Origin of the sequence: Sphingobacterium phlebotomi, from assembly GCF_008180195.1 — a bacterium.
Lineage (GTDB): Bacteria > Bacteroidota > Bacteroidia > Sphingobacteriales > Sphingobacteriaceae > Sphingobacterium > Sphingobacterium phlebotomi.
In genome coordinates, this window is record NZ_VTAV01000003.1 from 19123 (window position 1) to 36371 (window position 17249).

The following is a 17249-nucleotide window of genomic DNA, read 5'->3' on the forward strand; positions in this document are numbered from 1 at the left end:
TTATAAATATGCGCGGCTTAGTAACGAAATCAACGGGAAGTTGGTACTTGGTGGAGAACGAAGAGGGTAAGCGTATACAATGCCGTATCAAGGGTAAATTCCGTATTAAAGGAATCCAGACCACCAACCCCATTGCTGTAGGCGATTGGGTGGATTATGAATATGAGCCAGATCAAGATAGCGCCGTTATCACAGCCCTCGAACCTCGTAAAAATTATATCATCCGCAGGTCCATAAACCTTTCGAAACAAGCTCAGATTATCGGAGCCAATCTCGACCAAGCCTTGCTCGTTGTTACGTTGGCGTCACCCCCTACTTCCCTTGGCTTCATTGATCGTTTTTTAGTGACCGCGGAAGCCTATGATATCCCGGCCGTTTTAGTTTTCAATAAACTGGACTTGTTTTCCGAAGAAGGATTGGAAATATTGGAAGATTACATGGCCATGTATGCGCATATCGGTTATCCCTGCTATGCCACATCGGCTAGGGAAAAGACAAACATAGCGGAAGTGCGCCTCTTGTTGAAAGATAAGATCACGTTGGTCTCCGGCCATTCCGGTGTTGGAAAATCGACGCTCATCAATGCTATAGAGCCATCTGTTGATTTAAAAACAGGTGAAATATCAGACTGGTCTGATAAAGGAAAACATACCACAACTTTTGCTGAAATGATAGACCTTTCCTTTGGCGGAAAACTGATTGATACGCCCGGTATACGGGAACTTGGTATAGTCGATATTGAAAAAGCGGAATTGGCCCATTTTTTTCCGGAAATGCGTGCCCGTTTAAATAAATGTCGTTTTCATAATTGTCGACATATTAACGAACCTGGGTGTGTTGTTCTTGATGCCGTTGAAAAAGGAGAGATCGAATCCTCCCGGTACGACAGTTATTTAAGTATCTATCATAATCAAGACACTCGGAATTAAAAAAGCAAAAGAAAAGCATAACCAAAACATAAATAGAGACTAAGTTGTTCTTAGAAAGTAATTAGTGAGCATAATTTAAGAATCACATATGAAACCAATCTGGAAATGGGTCATCGGCATTCTGGTATTGATTGTCGTGGCTTTAGCGGGGATATCTTGGTATTTATCCCGTAACTGGAAACCTATAGTTGAAGAGAAATTAAAAGAACTGGTCAAAAATTCGACAGATAGTCTATACAGTTTGACTTATGAAGACCTCAACATGAGCATTGCGTTGGGGAATCTAACCCTTAAAAATGTGATCCTAAAAGCAGATACACAAGTATACGCCCGTATGGAAGATGCCGAACTAGCACCGGATAATCTTTACGGTATCGAGATCAAGGAACTGAAAGTAAAGCGCTTTGGTATTTTGAATGTACTCCGCAATAGAGAGCTGAACATCAAATCCATTGATTTAACCGATCCCCGTATTCATCTGACAAATAAATACCACGCCTATAACGATACCGTCTCGGTTGAGAAACCTAAAAAAAGCTTATACGAAAGTGTAAAAGAAGTCTTTAATTCGGTGAATATCGGGGGCATTGATATGCAGAATGCCGCATTTAAATATTCTAAACTAGTAGATGGCCAATCGACAGACTTTGGCCTAGATAGTGTTCAAATCCGTGTGGAAGATATTTTGATTGATGAAAAAGCGCAGACAGATACCGCTCGTCTTTATTACACGAAACTAATCGAAGCTATTATACCCGGCTTTGAATATAAGTTTTCGAATGGATTTTACATGGCGAAATTTGATATGCTGAAAATCAATACACAGGAACAAACCCTCTTGCTAACCAACGTGGATTACAAGCCGGTGTTGGATAAAACTACTTTTTATAAGAAGCATGGTAAGAATGTAACACGTGCCGATTTGCATTTTGACACGCTCTACATGGAGAAGCTGGATTTTAAGCAATTGATTGAAAAACAGTATACAATAGCGCGTCGAGCACACATAAAAAATGGGTATGCGAAGTTATATGGAGACAAACGATACCCGAAGCAACCCGTTAACCAAATAGGGCAAGCTCCTCACCAAAAATTGATGCGGGTTAAAAAATTGATTCAGGTAGACACTGTCTTTGTGAAAAATGTAGATGTGGTGTATGGCGAAATGAGTGGTAAATACCACCGCGAGGGTGAAATCAGTTTTAATGGAGCAACAGGTACATTGACTAACGTGACGAACGACACATTAATCTTATCGCAAGATAAATATATGCGAGCTGATTTGCGGGCAAAGGTCATGGACCAAGGCAACCTGCATGCCAGGTTCACTTTTGATATGTTGAGTAAAACTGGCGAACATAGTTACCATGGTACACTTGGGCGTATGAATGCGTCAGCATTCAACCGTATCCTAGATCCATTATTGAATGTCGGGATCAGATCGGGCAATATACGTGGCATCCGTTTTGACATCAGCGGAACAGACTACCGTAGCCGCGGCGACTTCCGTTTCGATTACGATAACCTTAAGATCGATTTAAAAGCTGAACCGGGTCAACAAAGAAAGAAAAGCTCACTAAAAATTGCGTCGTTTCTGGTTAATCAGCTCATTATAAACGATAGTAATCCTGATGCAAATGAGAAATACCATATTGGAAAAGTGGATCATCGTCGCGTTCCAGAACATACATTCTTCAAGAATTTGTGGCAGAGTTTGCTGGACGGAATCAAACAAACAGCTGGAATAAGCAAAGAGCGTGAGGAAAAATGGAAAGAGCGGGCGGAAGTGGCAAAAGAAACCGTGGAGCGAACAAAGGAAACATCACAACAAACAAAAGGATTCATTAGAGGTTTATTCAAAAAGAAAGAGAAATAGGACGGAGAGGGGTTAAGAAGGAGAACAACTTTCAAGAATGGATGCAATCATCGGATTTTTAAAATTTTTATTAAAATATAGAAACAAATTAGTGGACCGTACGATGTTCTATCTGAGCATGGTATGTGCCCTAATGACCCTCGCCCATATCGGCTACATCACCGACAAACAACTCGCGGAAACTTCGGAAGACACCGTCATCGGGATGTTCTATTTCCTCTTCGTACTAGGCACGCTTCGGACGGTCGCGTCTATCCTAGCGGAGCGGAAAATCAACGTGTCCCATATTTCCGGTCTGGTGCTGCTGGTTTATTTCTTTATTATTAGTATTTCCCGGCTGGCAGGTGGGGAATACTTTACTAAAATGGAATGGGTATATCTGGGCATTGCATTGGTTTTCCTATCGGAGCTATCCCGTAATAGCCTCTTTTTCGACAACTTCTATTTCAACCCCACGATTCTATTCGTTATCAGCTTTCTCGCGCTGATCCTGCTGGGAACCGTATTATTGATGTTGCCCCGTACCACGCTCGTTGCCCCGTTGAGTTTTGTGGATGCGCTTTTTATGGCCACGAGCGCCGTATGCATCACCGGGCTTACGGTAACCGATATATCCACGAACTTCTCCGTTTTCGGACAGAGCGTCATCATGTTGCTCATTCAGATCGGTGGACTGGGCATCATGACATTCACCGGCTTTTTCGGTTATTTTTTCTCGGGTGGATTTTCCTATAAAAACCAACTGATGTTTGGCGAAATATTAGGAGAGAATAAACTGAATTCTGTCATCTCGACCCTACTTACCATTATCTTTATTACGCTTTTTTTTGAACTGATTGGCGGCGTTTTTATTTTCTTTTCGTTAGACGCAACACAGTTTGGATCTATGGGCGAGCGTATATTTTTCTCCGCTTTCCACGCCATCTCATCGTTCTGTAACGCTGGATTTACTATTTTGCCAGAAGGTATGGGGCAGGATATCTATCGTTTCAATTACGGTTTTCAACTAGCCATCACCTGCTCCTTTATATTGGGCGGATTAGGATTTGGTACCGTGTATAATTTTTACACTTTTTTAAAACAGAAGGCAAAACAGCTGCTGCATAAACTAATTCTGCGCCGGCCATACATCCACAAGCCACGTGCATTTTCGTTCAACACCCGTTTTATCCTGCTGTGTAATGCCATCGTTCTGGTATTGGCTACAATATCATATTATATTCTGGAACAACGGCATACCCTAGCAGACGACCCATCATTTCTTGGAGACTGGGTCACTTCGTTTTTTATGGCGAATTCTTCACGGACGGCCGGGTTTGACAATGTGAATATCGATTTTTTGGCTACCCCCACGTTAATTATGATGGTCACGTTGATGTGGATGGGGGCATCTCCGGGTTCAACGGGGGGCGGTGTAAAGATTACGACAGTAGCCTTAGCCATCATGAATATTATCGCTTTGGCACGTGGCAAGGAATCCATTGAGATTTACAAACGCCGAATAGCGGTAGAGTCCGTCAATAAGGCCTTTGCAATCATCGTGCTTTCTGTACTCACGATTACGCTGAGTTTTGTATTGATGAATTTCACGGATCCCCAACAACAGATGAAAGCGCTTCTTTTTGAAGTTGTGTCAGCCTATTCCACCTGCGGACTGAGCTTGGGCATTACGCCCTCTTTATCGGCAACGGGCAAGATAATTGTGGCAGGAACCATGTTCGTCGGACGGGTCGGCACATTAACTTTATTGGTTGCTTTTATTAAGAACACCAGAAACAAAAGCTATATTTATCCTACAGAAAAGATTTTATTTTAATGAAGTATATTGTTTTAGGTCTCGGGCACTTTGGAAAATCATTGGCAATACACTTAACGGAGTTAGGCCATGAGGTTATTGCAGTCGATAAAAAGCTGACTATTGTAGAACAGCTGAAAGATCGCATCACCCACACGGTATGTATGGATACGACGGATAGAGAAGCCATGACTTCTCTTCCGCTAAAGGATTCCCATGCGGTAATTGTGGCCATAGGAGAAGACGAAGGGGCTTCCTTATTGACAACGGCTTTGTTGAAACAACTGAACGTAAAACGGATCATCGGGCGCGTGGTTTCTGATTTGCAGAAAACCGTGCTCGAGGCAATGCAGATAGAAGATTATATCATGCCGGAAGAAGAAGCTGCAGAACGGTTAGCGCTGCGCCTGGATAATGTGGACATTATTGACTCCTTCAAGATATCAGATCGATACAGTATTGTGGAAACACGTGTTCCTTCCAAATATGTAGGGATGACCTTAAAAGAAGCGGATCTTACCAACCAATATAAAGTTATCGTCTTGACAACTGTAAAATCTTACGAAGAGAAAATAGATGGAAAGACCGTGCTTCGCAACGAAGCTTCCGGCATCGCCAGATCGGAAACGAGATTGGACGAAGGAGACCTGCTTGTGCTATTCGGAGAGCTCTCCAACATTCAACGTCTGATACAAAAAACGGATTAATAGCCTTAGGATTCCAATTATTTATATATTTTTGGCCTTGATGCCATTTGATAGGATCAAAGACTAAGGATTAAAGACATAAGATAACAATACTATATGAAACAGTGGTTTAAGGAGAATTCAACACACCTTATCATCCTGGCGATATTTATCGCCTTGGTGTTTTTTTATTTCTCACCGATTTTTGGAGGTAAAATGTTGGTTCAATCCGATGTAGTTCAGGCCGTAGGCAGTCAAAAAGAGCTTTTTGATTACAAAGCAAAGGACGGGCGTGCTCCCAACTGGACAAACTCGATGTTTGGTGGTATGCCCACCTATCAGATATGGTATGAACATGCCAATAACATAACGTCTTACATTAACAAAGGTATTAATGCCATTTTTCCTGCTCCTACAGACATTGTCCTGTTATATCTTTTGGGCGGTTATTTTCTGTTTTCTGTACTACGCATAAAACCATGGCTGGCGGCCGTTGGAGCCGTTGCATTAGCATTTACATCCTACAATTTTATTTATATCGAAGCAGGCCATCTCAATAAAGCGTATGCTATCGCCTATTTACCTCCGATTATTGGTGCTATATTGTTGTGCTATCGCGGGAGCAGGCTTTGGGGGCCGGTGTTGCTCACGCTCTTTCTTGCGCTGGAGATTAGGTCGAACCACATCCAAATGACCTATTATCTGTTTATCGCGTTATTGGTACTGGTAGGATTCGAGCTTTATTATACTATTCGGAACAAGCAATGGAAACCCTTTTTGCAGGCATCGGCCTTACAGGTGGGAGCGGTGCTGGTCGCAGTATTGGTGAACGCATCGGTCTTGTTTCCTACCTACGAGTATAGCCAGCTAACCATACGAGGCAAGGCCAATATCCAGAAAGTAGATGATAACAGTGGGAAGTCTGCCGGTCTCGACAAACAATATGCTTACGAATGGAGTCAGGGTGTAGGGGAAAACATTACGTTCTTGATTCCGAATGCTTATGGAGGACGTACGGGCGGGGTGCTGGATGGTAAGTCCGAAGTGGTAAAAACCATGACGGGGCTTGGTGTTCCGGAAATGCAGGCAACGCAGTTTGCCAATCAATTACCAACCTATTGGGGAGAGAAGATGTTTACCTCCGGGCCGTGGTATTTTGGAGCCGCCGTCATATTCCTATTTATTCTAGGATTGGTTATTGTCAAAGATAAAATCAAATGGTGGATTCTTACTGCCACGATACTGACCATTCTTTTAGCATTCGGGCGTCACTTCCCGTTGATTTCCGATTTGTTTTTCGACTACTTTCCGATGTATAATAAATTTAGGGCGGTCGAGTCCATTTTGGTTATTCCGGCGATCTTAATCCCCATATTGGCGATTTTAGCGGTAAACGAATTGTTTACGCGTGCCGACCAGATTTCTAATCTGGATAAGAAAGTACTATACACCTTTATTGGGGTGGGTGGGGTCTGTCTTTTGATCGCGTTTATGCCGAGTCTATTTTTGGATTTCAGAAACTCCCAACACCAACAATTGGTTTCCTCTTTGGAACAAGCGTTCGGTGATAAGAATGCCGCTGGACAAGTGGCTGCTGCGTTGGTAAAAGATCGGGCGTCGCTTGCTACAGCAGATGCATATCGTTCATTTTTCATTGTCCTGCTTGCATTTGGATTGGTATGGTTTTATATCAAGAAGAAATTAAGCATGCCTCTTTTTGTGGGTATATTAGGTATTGTTATCCTCGCCGATTTGTGGTCGGTAGATAAACGCTATCTCAACAATGATTCCTTTGTGGATGAGCGCACTTCCAATACCCGAATTCCCGAGCGGGAAGTCGATCAGTTGATTCGGTTAGATAAAGATTTGAGCTACCGGGTGTTAGATTTAACAGCCAATCCGTTTTCCGATGCACGGACATCGTTTTACCACAAGAGTTTGGGCGGATACCACGCCGCTAAACTGATGCGGTTCCAGGAGGTATTGGAGCATCAATTTAACGGTGCCGTTAACGAGGACGTGCTGGATATGTTCAACGTACGTTATTTGATTACCCAAAACCGGGAAAACAATGCGGAGCAGATTAAACGCAGAAGTACTGCGGCCGGCAATGCTTGGTTTGTCGATAGAGTAACGTTCGTAAACAGCAATGCGCAGGAGATGCAGGCGATCAGCAGCTTCGATCCGCAAAAAGAGGCGTTCGTGCATGAAGAATTTAAGAACGTACTGAATACTGCCCGTCTGGGAAAATCAGAAAATGCAGAAATCAAGTTGGTGTCTTATCATCCGGACACACTTAAATACGAGTATACATCACCTACGGATGCTTTTGCCGTCTTTTCTGAGGTATTTTACGATAAGGGCTGGAAAGCCTATATCGATGGAGAAGAAGTGCCTATTGTTCGTGCGGACTATATTCTTCGGGCATTGCAAGTACCGGGCGGAAATCATACCATCGACTTTATTTTTGCTCCCAAAACAATGCAGATCAGCAATGTTGTTTCATTGATAGCATCTATTATTTTGGTCTTGGGCCTTTGCTTGGCCATCTGGCGGGGGAGGCGTAACGCGTAACCCGTAACTTGTTACGCATCACGGGAAATACTAAAACAATTAGTATATTTGCCTTATGGCAACATCGATACCTTTAGCAGAACGGATGCGCCCAAAGGGTCTTGCCGATTATATCGGGCAACACCATATTATAGGCGAAGGCGCTGTACTCCGTAACGCCGTTGAGCAGAAAAATATACCTTCGATGATCTTTTGGGGACCGCCGGGCGTTGGCAAAACAAGTCTGGCGTTGCTTATCGCTCGGGAACTGGGACGTCCATTTTTTTCGTTAAGTGCCATCCAATCGGGTGTCAAGGATATTCGGGAAGTGATTGATAAGGCGGATAAAATCTATCAGTTCAATCAAGAACAACCCATTCTATTTATCGATGAAATTCATCGATTTTCCAAATCCCAACAAGACTCCCTTTTGGGTGCCGTAGAGCGAGGATTGGTGACGCTTATAGGCGCTACAACGGAAAACCCCTCATTTGAGGTGATTTCTGCGTTGCTTTCCCGTTGCCAGGTGTATGTACTTGAACATCTTTCCGAACAGGAATTGACGGCTATTTTAAAACAAGCCATCGAACGAGATAGCTACCTACAGGAGCATCCCGTACAAATAGAAGAATATGAAGCTTTGTTTCGGCTTTCTGGCGGAGACGCCCGCAAGTTGCTCAATGTATTTGAATTGGTGGTTCAGGCAGCGCATGCCCAAAAACAACCCGTTACCAATGCGTTTGTACTTAAGCAAGTTCAACAGAATATGGCGTTGTATGATAAGACGGGGGAACAACATTACGATATTATTTCTGCTTTTATCAAGTCTATCCGGGGGAGCGATCCGAACGCTGCGGTATATTGGCTGGCACGGATGATAGAGGGCGGAGAAGACCCTTCCTTTATTGCCCGGCGGTTACTCATTTTGGCTTCTGAAGATATAGGCAACGCGAATCCTAATGCGTTATTGTTAGCAAACAACTGCTTTCAGGCCGTCAACGTGATCGGTTGGCCGGAATCTCGTATCATCTTGGCTCAGGCAGTTACCTATCTAGCCTCTTCGGCAAAGAGTAACGCGTCCTATGAAGCCATTGGTAAAGCACAGGCACTTGTTAAACAAACTGGTGATCTTCCGGTGCCCTTACACCTTCGGAATGCACCCACGAAGCTCATGAAAGAATTGGATTATGGTACAGCATACAAATACGCGCACGCCTATCCCGGTAATTTTGTAGAGCAAGAGTTCTTCCCCGATAAGCTGAGCGGTACCCTGCTTTACGATCCCGGAAACAACGCTTCCGAAAATAAAATCAGAGAATCCCTTCGCAGCAAATGGCGGGAGCGCTATCGTTACTGATTTTCCTTTTTTGTCCAGAAAAAAAGAAAAAGAGAATGGTTATCTTTGTAGAGTTTTAAAAATAAAGTTAATTTAATATTGAATTAATGACCTTTACGGCAATAGATTTTGAACTCGCTACCGCAGCTTATACCAGTGTGTGTGCTGTCGGTATTGTAAAGGTGGAAAACAATCAGATTGTGGAGCAATTCCATAGTCTGGTACGCCCCCCAAAAAACCAATACATGTGGCAGACGACCCGTGTACACGGTATCAAACCGAAAGATACGTTAACCGCACCAACATTTTTAGAGCTTTTCCCCACGATAGAGCACTATCTCCAGGGCAGTCGAATGGTGGCGCACAATGAGAAGTTTGATAGGGAGGTTCTTATAAAAACGATGGGATTGTACAACCTGGATTATAATACCTTGCAGCTTTCACCAACTTGGGAATGTACGAGTGAAATATACAGATCAAAAGGATTTAAGCGAACAAAACTGAGTATCTGTTGCCGTATCATGGGTATCGAGCTGAACCACCATGACCCGTTATCGGATGCCATGGCGAGTGCTCAGCTTTATCTTAAGCGTGATCAGATTACGAACGCTTTGATAGAAAAACATTTTCAAACGCAAGAGGGAACTGAGATTTAAAGTTATGGGAAAAATAGTAAACGTCATTTTATCTGGTGGAATAGGCTCTAGGCTGTGGCCTTTATCACGCAAGTCGAAACCGAAGCAATATTTGCCTATTTTTAACGAAAAATCCTTATTTAAGCTTACGATTGAGAGAAACCAACCCGTGTGTGGACACGTGGTTTTGGTAGGTTCTGTGCAAAATATCGATTTAGCAAAGGAAGATTTAAAAGCTATTTCACACGATATTATCGTGGAGACAGTTCCACGAAATACCGCTGCGGCCATAGCGTTCGCTGCGCTATCTCGTGATCCTGATGATATCTTGATCGTTACCCCGTCGGATCACCTTATCGAAGGAGAAGAACAGTATATGCAGGCCATCAAGCGCGGTATAGAGTTTGCAAAAGATGATAGCCTTGTCACTTTTGGGATAAACCCTACACGGCCAGAAACGGGCTATGGCTATATTGAATCCGAAGGAAATGAGGTGCTATCCTTTCGGGAGAAACCCAACTACGAAACAGCAAAAGATTTCCTAAAAAGTGGCAACTTCTTGTGGAATTCCGGAATATTCTGTTTTAAGGCATCGACCTATCTGCAGGAGCTAGAACGTTTTGACCCCAAAATATATACTGCCTCAAAGGCTGCTTTTGAGGCAGCAGAACAAGGTGTTTTGGACGAAGAGCTTTCCCTTAAGATACCATCAAAAAGCGTTGACTACGCTATTATGGAGCGTAGCGACAGCATCAAAGTAGTGCCTTCATTCTTCCATTGGTCGGATATGGGCTCTTTTGATTCGCTATACGATTACCTTATTTCTAAAGGGCACCCGAAAGATGAGCAAGGGAATATCGTTATTGGCGAAAACAACAAACATACTGTATTCTTAGGTCTACAAAACTGTGTAGTGGTCAATACAGCAGACGCCGTTTTGGTCATGGACAAAGCTTTTTCACAAGATGTAAAACATGTTTATGAGCTACTGGAAAAAGAAAATTCTCCGTTAATTTAACAATTTTTTAATTAATAGTAGCGTTTTCACGACAATCATCGTTTCCTGTCTACAATATTGGCTGTATTATTGTTACGTAATATGTAGAGGGGGAATAAAAACGGGGAATAGCTAATACAAAATTATTAATGATGTCTTTTTGGAAAAACTTATTTAAACGTAATACAAAGCAAAATGAGGCTATCGGAAAATTAGCATGGATCGGGGTAGACATGCATAACCATGTGTTACCCGGTATTGATGACGGTAGTCCAGACCTAGAACAATCCTTGAAACTCGTTCAAGGATTAAAGGAATTGGGGATTCATAAATGTATATCGACGCCACACATCATGCACGGCGTGCACGACAATACACCGACCACTATTAAGGACGCCCATGCAAAGCTAAAACAAGCGCTTACCGATCAGGGGATTAAGTTCGATCTTCAATATGCTGCTGAATATATGATTGATGATCAGCTGGAAACCTGGATTCAGAGCGAGAACCTCTGCCCCTTACCGAATAGGCATATGCTGATCGAAATGTCTTATCTGGCAGAATCCAAGGCGCTTTTTCAGACGATTAAAGATATTCAGGAAAAAGGTTACCAACCCATCTTGGCACATCCCGAGCGCTATAATTACTATCACCAGAATTTTAAAGTATATAAAGAGATTAAAGATGCAGGTTGCTTATTGCAGCTTAATCTGCTGTCCATTTCCAGATACTATGGGGAGCCCGTTAAATCAATAGCACTTACCCTGGTAAAATCAGGAATGTATGATTTGGTCGGAACAGATATGCATCACGATAAACACCTTCACGCACTTAAAATGGTGGCGGCTAAATATGATACCTTCGATTTGTTAAAAAACAATCCTATAAAAAACGCCACTATATTCGAGGATAGCCAAAAGCTTGCTATTTAGTTGTTCTTTTTCTCCGCGAAAGAGAAAAGAAGTAACTTTGAATCATGAATAAGACAATTTTGATTACAGGCGGAGCCGGTTTTATCGGCTCTCATGTGGTTCGTGAATTTGTTAACAAGTATACCGATTACCAGATTGTCAATATTGATGCGCTGACCTATGCTGGTAATTTGGAAAACTTGAAAGACGTGGAGAGAAAGCCTAATTATACCTTTATCAAACAAGATATCCGCGATGCGGAAGGTATATTGGCATTATTTAAGACCTATCAGCCCGATGGTGTCATCCATTTAGCGGCAGAATCCCATGTGGATCGGTCTATTGTCGCACCTACCGATTTCGTGATGACCAATGTGGTCGGTACCGTGAATCTTTTGAATGCTGCACGTGAAACATGGAAAGACAATACAGAAGGCAAACGTTTCCATCATGTATCAACGGACGAAGTATACGGTACGTTAGGGGAAACAGGACTGTTTACGGAGCACACGCCGTATGATCCACATTCGCCTTACTCAGCATCAAAGGCTTCTTCCGATCATTTTGTACGTGCTTACCATGATACCTACGGATTGCCTATCGTTATTACCAACTGTTCCAATAATTACGGGCCCAATCATTTTCCCGAAAAACTAATCCCCCTTTGTATTCTTAATGTGTTAAATAATAAACCATTACCCATATATGGCAACGGAAAATACACGCGCGATTGGCTGTTCGTGGTGGATCACGCCCGCGCGATAGACTTGGTTTTCCATGAAGGGAATAATGGCGAATCCTACAACATCGGTGGGTTCAACGAATGGAAAAATATCGATCTTGTCCGAGAACTGTGCAGACAGATGGATGAAAAGCTCGGCAGAACCTCAGAAACGTCGGAACAACTGATTACGTATGTAAAAGACCGTCCCGGCCACGATTTGCGTTACGCTATCGATGCTTCCAAAATCAATACGGAATTAGGTTATGCCCCATCGGTTACGTTTGAAGAAGGACTTTCCCTTACTATTGATTGGTTCTTGAGCAACCGGGAATGGTTGCAGAATGTAACCTCCGGAGGTTATCAGAAATATTATGAGGAGCAATATGGTAAACAGGGGTAAAAAATAAATAAATGAAAATAATAGAAACAAAACTCAAAGGATGCTTTATTTTAGAACCCGTAAAGCTTGGCGATAAGAGAGGGTATTTCTTTGAAAGTTTTAATGAAAACACCTTTCAGGAACTGACTGGTGCAGAGACACGTTTTGTACAAGACAACCAGTCTTTTTCGGCAAAGGGCGTGCTCCGCGGTTTACACGCCCAAAGCGGCGAACATGCGCAAGCGAAACTTGTGCGTGTATTGGAGGGGCGTGTCCTCGATGTAATGGTAGATGCACGTCCTGATTCGGTTACTTTAGGACAGTACGAAACCGTCGAACTGTCGGCAGAAAATAATCTACAAGTATTTATTCCGAGGGGCTTTTTACACGGCTTTGTTGTACTTTCCGATACCGCGACGTTTTTTTATAAGTGTGATAATTTCTACCATAAAGATGCAGAATGGGGCGTACGCTATGACGATCCGACATTGGCGATCGATTGGAAACTCCCACAGGATGAATTGATTATATCCGAGAAAGACAAAATATTACCTTTTTGGGAAAAGTGAAGCGAAACGCGTATGTCATTACATCATAATAACGAATCAGGAACAACGAGCTACAAACAGCGAATCCTTGTAACAGGAGCCAATGGACAAGTAGGGTCAGAACTCAAAGAACTGTTGGGAAAAGAAGATTTTGAGGTATTCTTTCTGGACAGAAAACAACTTCCTTTAGAACAAACGTTGATTATCCAAGATATTCTGGGGATGTATGAGCCCGATATCATTATCCACGCTGCCGCATATACAGCTGTCGACAAAGCGGAAAGTGAACCAGAACTCGCAGATGCTGTCAATCATCTGGCAACAGAAGAGATCGCGCAATATTGTCGCTTGCACGGTGCAAAGCTGCTCGCGATTTCCACCGACTACGTTTTTGACGGCCATTCGAGTGAGCCCCTAACGGAGGATTCCGCCACAGCACCATTAAACATATATGGGCTTACGAAGTGGAAAGGCGAACAAGCTATACAAAAATGGGCCCCCGAAAGCGTTATCATACGCACCTCTTGGGTCTACGCTGCTTATGGCAATAACTTTGTTAAAACAATGATCCGCCTGATGCATGAACGGGAGGAGTTGTCCGTAGTTCATGATCAGATAGGTTCACCAACCTACGCCAGGGACATTGCCCAAGCCATCGTGGATATTATAAAAGCAGCTACTTGGCACCCCGGGATATACCACTACTCCAATGAAGGCCAACTATCGTGGTATGATTTTGCTGTGGCTATCCGGGATCTGATTGGCGCAACTTGCCATATATCCCCTATTTCGACATCGCAATACCCCACTCCCGCCAAACGCCCAGCCTATTCTCTATTGGACAAAACAAAAATTAAAGATACATTTGGGGTGAAAGTGCCCTCATGGCAAGAAAGTTTGTCCACATGTATAGATCGTATAAAATGAAAGGTATTATATTGGCCGGAGGTTCCGGTACACGATTACATCCGCTAACACTTGCTGTATCCAAGCAACTTATGCCTGTATACGATAAGCCGATGATCTATTACCCCCTCTCTACCCTTATGTTGGCTGGTATCAGCGAAATCCTCATCATCTCCACGCCACAAGATCTACCAAATTTCCAGAAGCTTTTGGGAGATGGTTCTCAACTTGGCTGTCAGATTTCCTATAAAGAACAACCCCGCCCAGATGGGCTTGCACAAGCATTTCTTTTGGGAGAGGAGTTTATCGGTGAGGATAAGGTGGCACTTATCTTGGGCGACAATATCTTTTATGGGTCGGGAATGTCCAAATTATTGCAAGGATGTTCTGATCCGGATGGAGGTGTTGTATTCGCCTATCCGGTGCAGGATCCGGAAAGGTACGGTGTTGTAGAATTCGATGCGCAAAAAAATGCGATATCCATCGAAGAAAAGCCCGCTATACCCAAATCAAACTATGCCGTTCCAGGAATCTATTTTTATGATAATGAGGTGATCAACATCGCCAAAAACATAAAACCTTCTGCGCGAGGAGAGTTGGAAATTACCGACATTAATAAAGAATATCTCCGCCGGGGCAAGCTTAGCGTAGGGGTGTTCGACCGAGGAACAGCCTGGTTGGATACTGGAACAATAACATCACTGATGCAGGCGGGTCAGTTTATTCAAGTCATCGAAGAGCGGCAAGGGATGAAGATAGGTGCTATCGAAGAGGTTGCCTACCGGATGGGATATATCGATCATGTACAATTGCTGCAGCTTGCAGAGCCTTTGGTAAAATCCGGTTATGGCGAATATCTGAAACGAGTAGCACGGACTTCACCATGATAGCAAAAAAAATGACTTTCCGATATGATATTGCGTTTCTACGTGCCGTGGCTATCGTGTCTGTCGTTTTTTACCACTTAGGCCTACCCTACTTTAAAGACGGGTATATCGGTGTCGATATCTTTTTTGTGTTATCCGGCTACCTTATGACCAAGATCATTCTGGAGCGGATGAACCAAGGAGCATTCCATCTCATCGATTTCTACCGGCGTAGATTGATACGTATCCTGCCGGCCCTGTTGGTGTTGATTATTTTCTTTTTTATTCTGCTATACTTCGTATTGGGCGTAAAACTATACGACTTTAGTCGATTTGCCCTGTCCAGCAGCATCTTCGTTTCCAATATTTATTATTACCTATCATCCGGTTATTTTCAACCCGCTTCTCAACTAAATTTCTTACTCCATACGTGGTCATTATCCATCGAATGGCAATTTTACGTCTTATATCCGCTGTTACTTATTGGGCTGCGGCGGCTAACACGTAATCATGCCCGGTATGATGGCTATTTTCTTTACGGTTTGGGTTTGCTGTCACTATGCTGCCTGTTCTATTATGCACAGCGTAATCAATCGTTCACCTTCTATATGTTCCATACCCGGGCTTGGGAGTTACTTGCCGGAGGGATCGTTTTTTTACATGAAAAATCTTGCGGGCGGCTACTCACCCAGCGTATACGAAACGGTATTGCTGTAATTTGTACCGTGATATTGCTGCTGTCGGTTACCGGTTTGTTTGGGCTGCGGTCATTTGGCTGGCCATCTATATTGACTTTGGTTCCGGTGATAGCAACAGGATTACTCATTTTAGTACAAAGTAACCTCCAATTATTCCGGTTCCCTGTTGTAAAATTTGTTGCAGCTATTTCTTATTCCTGGTATTTGTGGCATTGGCCGCTTATTGTGCTGGGTACCTATTTCTCGCTTTCGCGGCAAGGATCATATCTCCTGTTGGTACTTGTTCTGTCTTTTGTCCTAGGCATATTATCTTATCATTTTGTTGAAAAAAGCAGTTTCCTACGGGCACCTAGATGGTTGTTAATGACAGCTGCACTCGTCATCGTGACGATGTTTATGGGTACGCAATTGCCTCTTCATAAACTCTTTGTGAACACACAAGAGGCGAATCTTGCTGCTTTTCATTATCGTTACCCCCGGGAGGATGCCGCTGCACAGTATGGTTTTGGCGAATCCCACCTGCTATCGCGTGCCAGGTTTGAAGACTTTGATACGACGCGTCTCTTTCAATTTTCGGAGACCCAGCCAAACTATCTTTTGCTAGGCGATTGTCATGCAGGCATGTTTGCACACACGTTACAGAAGCTGGCAAAAGCGAACCACGTTAATCTCTTGCAAGCAACAGGCGATGATGTATTTCCAGCACCTCATGTGAAACCTATTTTTGCCGGACCAACGGCCCTAATGCGTTATATGTACGAACACTATCTTCCCGTGCATCATCATCGGATTGATAAAGTCATCCTGTCTGCCAATTATGCCGGGTATAGAAAAAGTGAAGTGGAAGACTATCTCGATTCGATTGAGGCGTATTTCGAGAAACTGGATATTCCGGTGCTATATATTGGACAAACCGAAAGCTATACGGTGGAATATCCTGTTGTGGAATCATTGCATTTAAAATTCGGGATCGATCCGGAAAACTATCTACAAACCTACCGAACAGACGCAGACAACTATCTGAAGACATCAAAAATTGCCGATAGTTATATTAATGTATATCGTCATCCTTCATTACACAGTACGAATGGAGTAGAAAGCTATATGTATGATGCCGACCATTTTTCCATATATGGCACAGAACAGTACAGGGATATCTTGGAGGAAAAAATATTCTTGAAGTAAAGCGCAACTTTTTAATACGAGGTTTGTTCTTGTATTAAAACAATTATTATGGGAAGGTTTTCACAAATTTCAATATTATCCTTAAGCGCTATGCTGTTAAGCAGCTGTTCTGTTATTGAAGGGATTTTCAAAGCCGGCATGTGGACGGGGTTTTTAATAGTCGGACTGGTCATCGCCGTTATTATCTGGATTTTGGTGAAAGTAATGGGCGGAGGGAAGCGGTAA

At 43.1% G+C, this 17249-nt stretch carries 15 protein-coding genes; all 15 read left to right on the forward strand.

Going from position 1 to position 17249, the window contains the following annotated elements:
- The first annotated feature begins 8 nt into the window (after nucleotides 1-8).
- The 15 genes from rsgA to FXV77_RS22025 all read left to right on the forward strand — a co-directional run bounded on the left by rsgA (nucleotide 9) and on the right by FXV77_RS22025 (nucleotide 17249).
- Nucleotides 9-929: a ribosome small subunit-dependent GTPase A gene (gene rsgA, locus FXV77_RS06445; protein WP_148918403.1), complete on the forward strand. Its 921-nt coding sequence runs from the start codon at nucleotides 9-11 to the stop codon at nucleotides 927-929.
- 88 nt (nucleotides 930-1017) lie between these two features.
- Complete coding sequence (locus FXV77_RS06450) at nucleotides 1018-2805, forward strand: AsmA family protein (protein WP_148918404.1); 1788 nt, start codon at nucleotides 1018-1020, stop codon at nucleotides 2803-2805.
- Nucleotides 2806-2842: 37 nt separating this feature from the next.
- On the forward strand, nucleotides 2843-4621 hold the full coding sequence (locus FXV77_RS06455; RefSeq protein ID WP_246162314.1) for a TrkH family potassium uptake protein: 1779 nt from the start codon (nucleotides 2843-2845) through the stop codon (nucleotides 4619-4621).
- The gene (locus FXV77_RS06460) at nucleotides 4621-5307 is read left to right on the forward strand and encodes a potassium channel family protein (protein WP_148918405.1); all 687 of its coding nucleotides are present in this window, start codon (nucleotides 4621-4623) and stop codon (nucleotides 5305-5307) included. The genes FXV77_RS06455 and FXV77_RS06460 overlap by 1 nt, the downstream gene beginning before the upstream one ends.
- Nucleotides 5308-5403: 96 nt before the next feature.
- Nucleotides 5404-7860 carry a YfhO family protein gene (locus tag FXV77_RS06465; protein ID WP_148918406.1) on the forward strand — a complete coding sequence of 819 codons (2457 nt, stop codon included), beginning with the start codon at nucleotides 5404-5406 and terminating at the stop codon, nucleotides 7858-7860.
- Between the two features lie 55 nt (nucleotides 7861-7915).
- Nucleotides 7916-9196: a replication-associated recombination protein A gene (locus FXV77_RS06470; protein ID WP_148918407.1), complete on the forward strand. Its 1281-nt coding sequence runs from the start codon at nucleotides 7916-7918 to the stop codon at nucleotides 9194-9196.
- A gap of 86 nt (nucleotides 9197-9282) precedes the next feature.
- On the forward strand, nucleotides 9283-9831 hold the full coding sequence (locus FXV77_RS06475; protein ID WP_148918408.1) for a 3'-5' exonuclease: 549 nt from the start codon (nucleotides 9283-9285) through the stop codon (nucleotides 9829-9831).
- Between the two features lie 4 nt (nucleotides 9832-9835).
- Nucleotides 9836-10828 carry a mannose-1-phosphate guanylyltransferase gene (locus FXV77_RS06480; RefSeq protein WP_148918409.1) on the forward strand — a complete coding sequence of 331 codons (993 nt, stop codon included), beginning with the start codon at nucleotides 9836-9838 and terminating at the stop codon, nucleotides 10826-10828.
- Nucleotides 10829-10956: 128 nt separating this feature from the next.
- Nucleotides 10957-11739, forward strand: coding sequence for a tyrosine-protein phosphatase (locus FXV77_RS06485; RefSeq protein WP_246162316.1), 783 nt, complete (start codon nucleotides 10957-10959; stop codon nucleotides 11737-11739).
- A 44-nt stretch (nucleotides 11740-11783) separates the two neighbouring features.
- Nucleotides 11784-12842 (forward strand): dTDP-glucose 4,6-dehydratase, encoded by a 1059-nt coding sequence (rfbB, locus tag FXV77_RS06490; RefSeq protein ID WP_148918410.1) that lies wholly within the window; start codon nucleotides 11784-11786, stop codon nucleotides 12840-12842.
- Between the two features lie 11 nt (nucleotides 12843-12853).
- On the forward strand, nucleotides 12854-13390 hold the full coding sequence (gene rfbC, locus FXV77_RS06495; protein ID WP_148918411.1) for a dTDP-4-dehydrorhamnose 3,5-epimerase: 537 nt from the start codon (nucleotides 12854-12856) through the stop codon (nucleotides 13388-13390).
- A gap of 12 nt (nucleotides 13391-13402) precedes the next feature.
- Entirely contained in the window at nucleotides 13403-14296 is an 894-nt protein-coding gene (rfbD, locus tag FXV77_RS06500; protein ID WP_148918412.1) for a dTDP-4-dehydrorhamnose reductase, read from the forward strand.
- Nucleotides 14293-15162 (forward strand): glucose-1-phosphate thymidylyltransferase RfbA, encoded by an 870-nt coding sequence (rfbA, locus tag FXV77_RS06505; protein WP_148918413.1) that lies wholly within the window; start codon nucleotides 14293-14295, stop codon nucleotides 15160-15162. Before rfbD ends, rfbA begins: the two co-directional genes overlap by 4 nt.
- Complete coding sequence (locus tag FXV77_RS06510) at nucleotides 15159-17024, forward strand: acyltransferase family protein (RefSeq protein ID WP_148918414.1); 1866 nt, start codon at nucleotides 15159-15161, stop codon at nucleotides 17022-17024. Before rfbA ends, FXV77_RS06510 begins: the two co-directional genes overlap by 4 nt.
- 48 nt (nucleotides 17025-17072) lie before the next feature.
- Entirely contained in the window at nucleotides 17073-17249 is a 177-nt protein-coding gene (locus FXV77_RS22025; RefSeq protein WP_187444032.1) for a hypothetical protein, read from the forward strand.

Coding starts and splice junctions, on each gene's coding strand:
- rsgA (WP_148918403.1), top strand. CDS start 9: ATGCGCGGCTTAGTAACGAAATCAACGGGAAGTTGGTACTTGGTGGAG.
- FXV77_RS06450 (WP_148918404.1), top strand. CDS start 1,018: ATGAAACCAATCTGGAAATGGGTCATCGGCATTCTGGTATTGATTGTC.
- FXV77_RS06455 (WP_246162314.1), top strand. CDS start 2,843: ATGGATGCAATCATCGGATTTTTAAAATTTTTATTAAAATATAGAAAC.
- FXV77_RS06460 (WP_148918405.1), top strand. CDS start 4,621: ATGAAGTATATTGTTTTAGGTCTCGGGCACTTTGGAAAATCATTGGCA.
- FXV77_RS06465 (WP_148918406.1), top strand. CDS start 5,404: ATGAAACAGTGGTTTAAGGAGAATTCAACACACCTTATCATCCTGGCG.
- FXV77_RS06470 (WP_148918407.1), top strand. CDS start 7,916: ATGGCAACATCGATACCTTTAGCAGAACGGATGCGCCCAAAGGGTCTT.
- FXV77_RS06475 (WP_148918408.1), top strand. CDS start 9,283: ATGACCTTTACGGCAATAGATTTTGAACTCGCTACCGCAGCTTATACC.
- FXV77_RS06480 (WP_148918409.1), top strand. CDS start 9,836: ATGGGAAAAATAGTAAACGTCATTTTATCTGGTGGAATAGGCTCTAGG.
- FXV77_RS06485 (WP_246162316.1), top strand. CDS start 10,957: ATGATGTCTTTTTGGAAAAACTTATTTAAACGTAATACAAAGCAAAAT.
- rfbB (WP_148918410.1), top strand. CDS start 11,784: ATGAATAAGACAATTTTGATTACAGGCGGAGCCGGTTTTATCGGCTCT.
- rfbC (WP_148918411.1), top strand. CDS start 12,854: ATGAAAATAATAGAAACAAAACTCAAAGGATGCTTTATTTTAGAACCC.
- rfbD (WP_148918412.1), top strand. CDS start 13,403: ATGTCATTACATCATAATAACGAATCAGGAACAACGAGCTACAAACAG.
- rfbA (WP_148918413.1), top strand. CDS start 14,293: ATGAAAGGTATTATATTGGCCGGAGGTTCCGGTACACGATTACATCCG.
- FXV77_RS06510 (WP_148918414.1), top strand. CDS start 15,159: ATGATAGCAAAAAAAATGACTTTCCGATATGATATTGCGTTTCTACGT.
- FXV77_RS22025 (WP_187444032.1), top strand. CDS start 17,073: ATGGGAAGGTTTTCACAAATTTCAATATTATCCTTAAGCGCTATGCTG.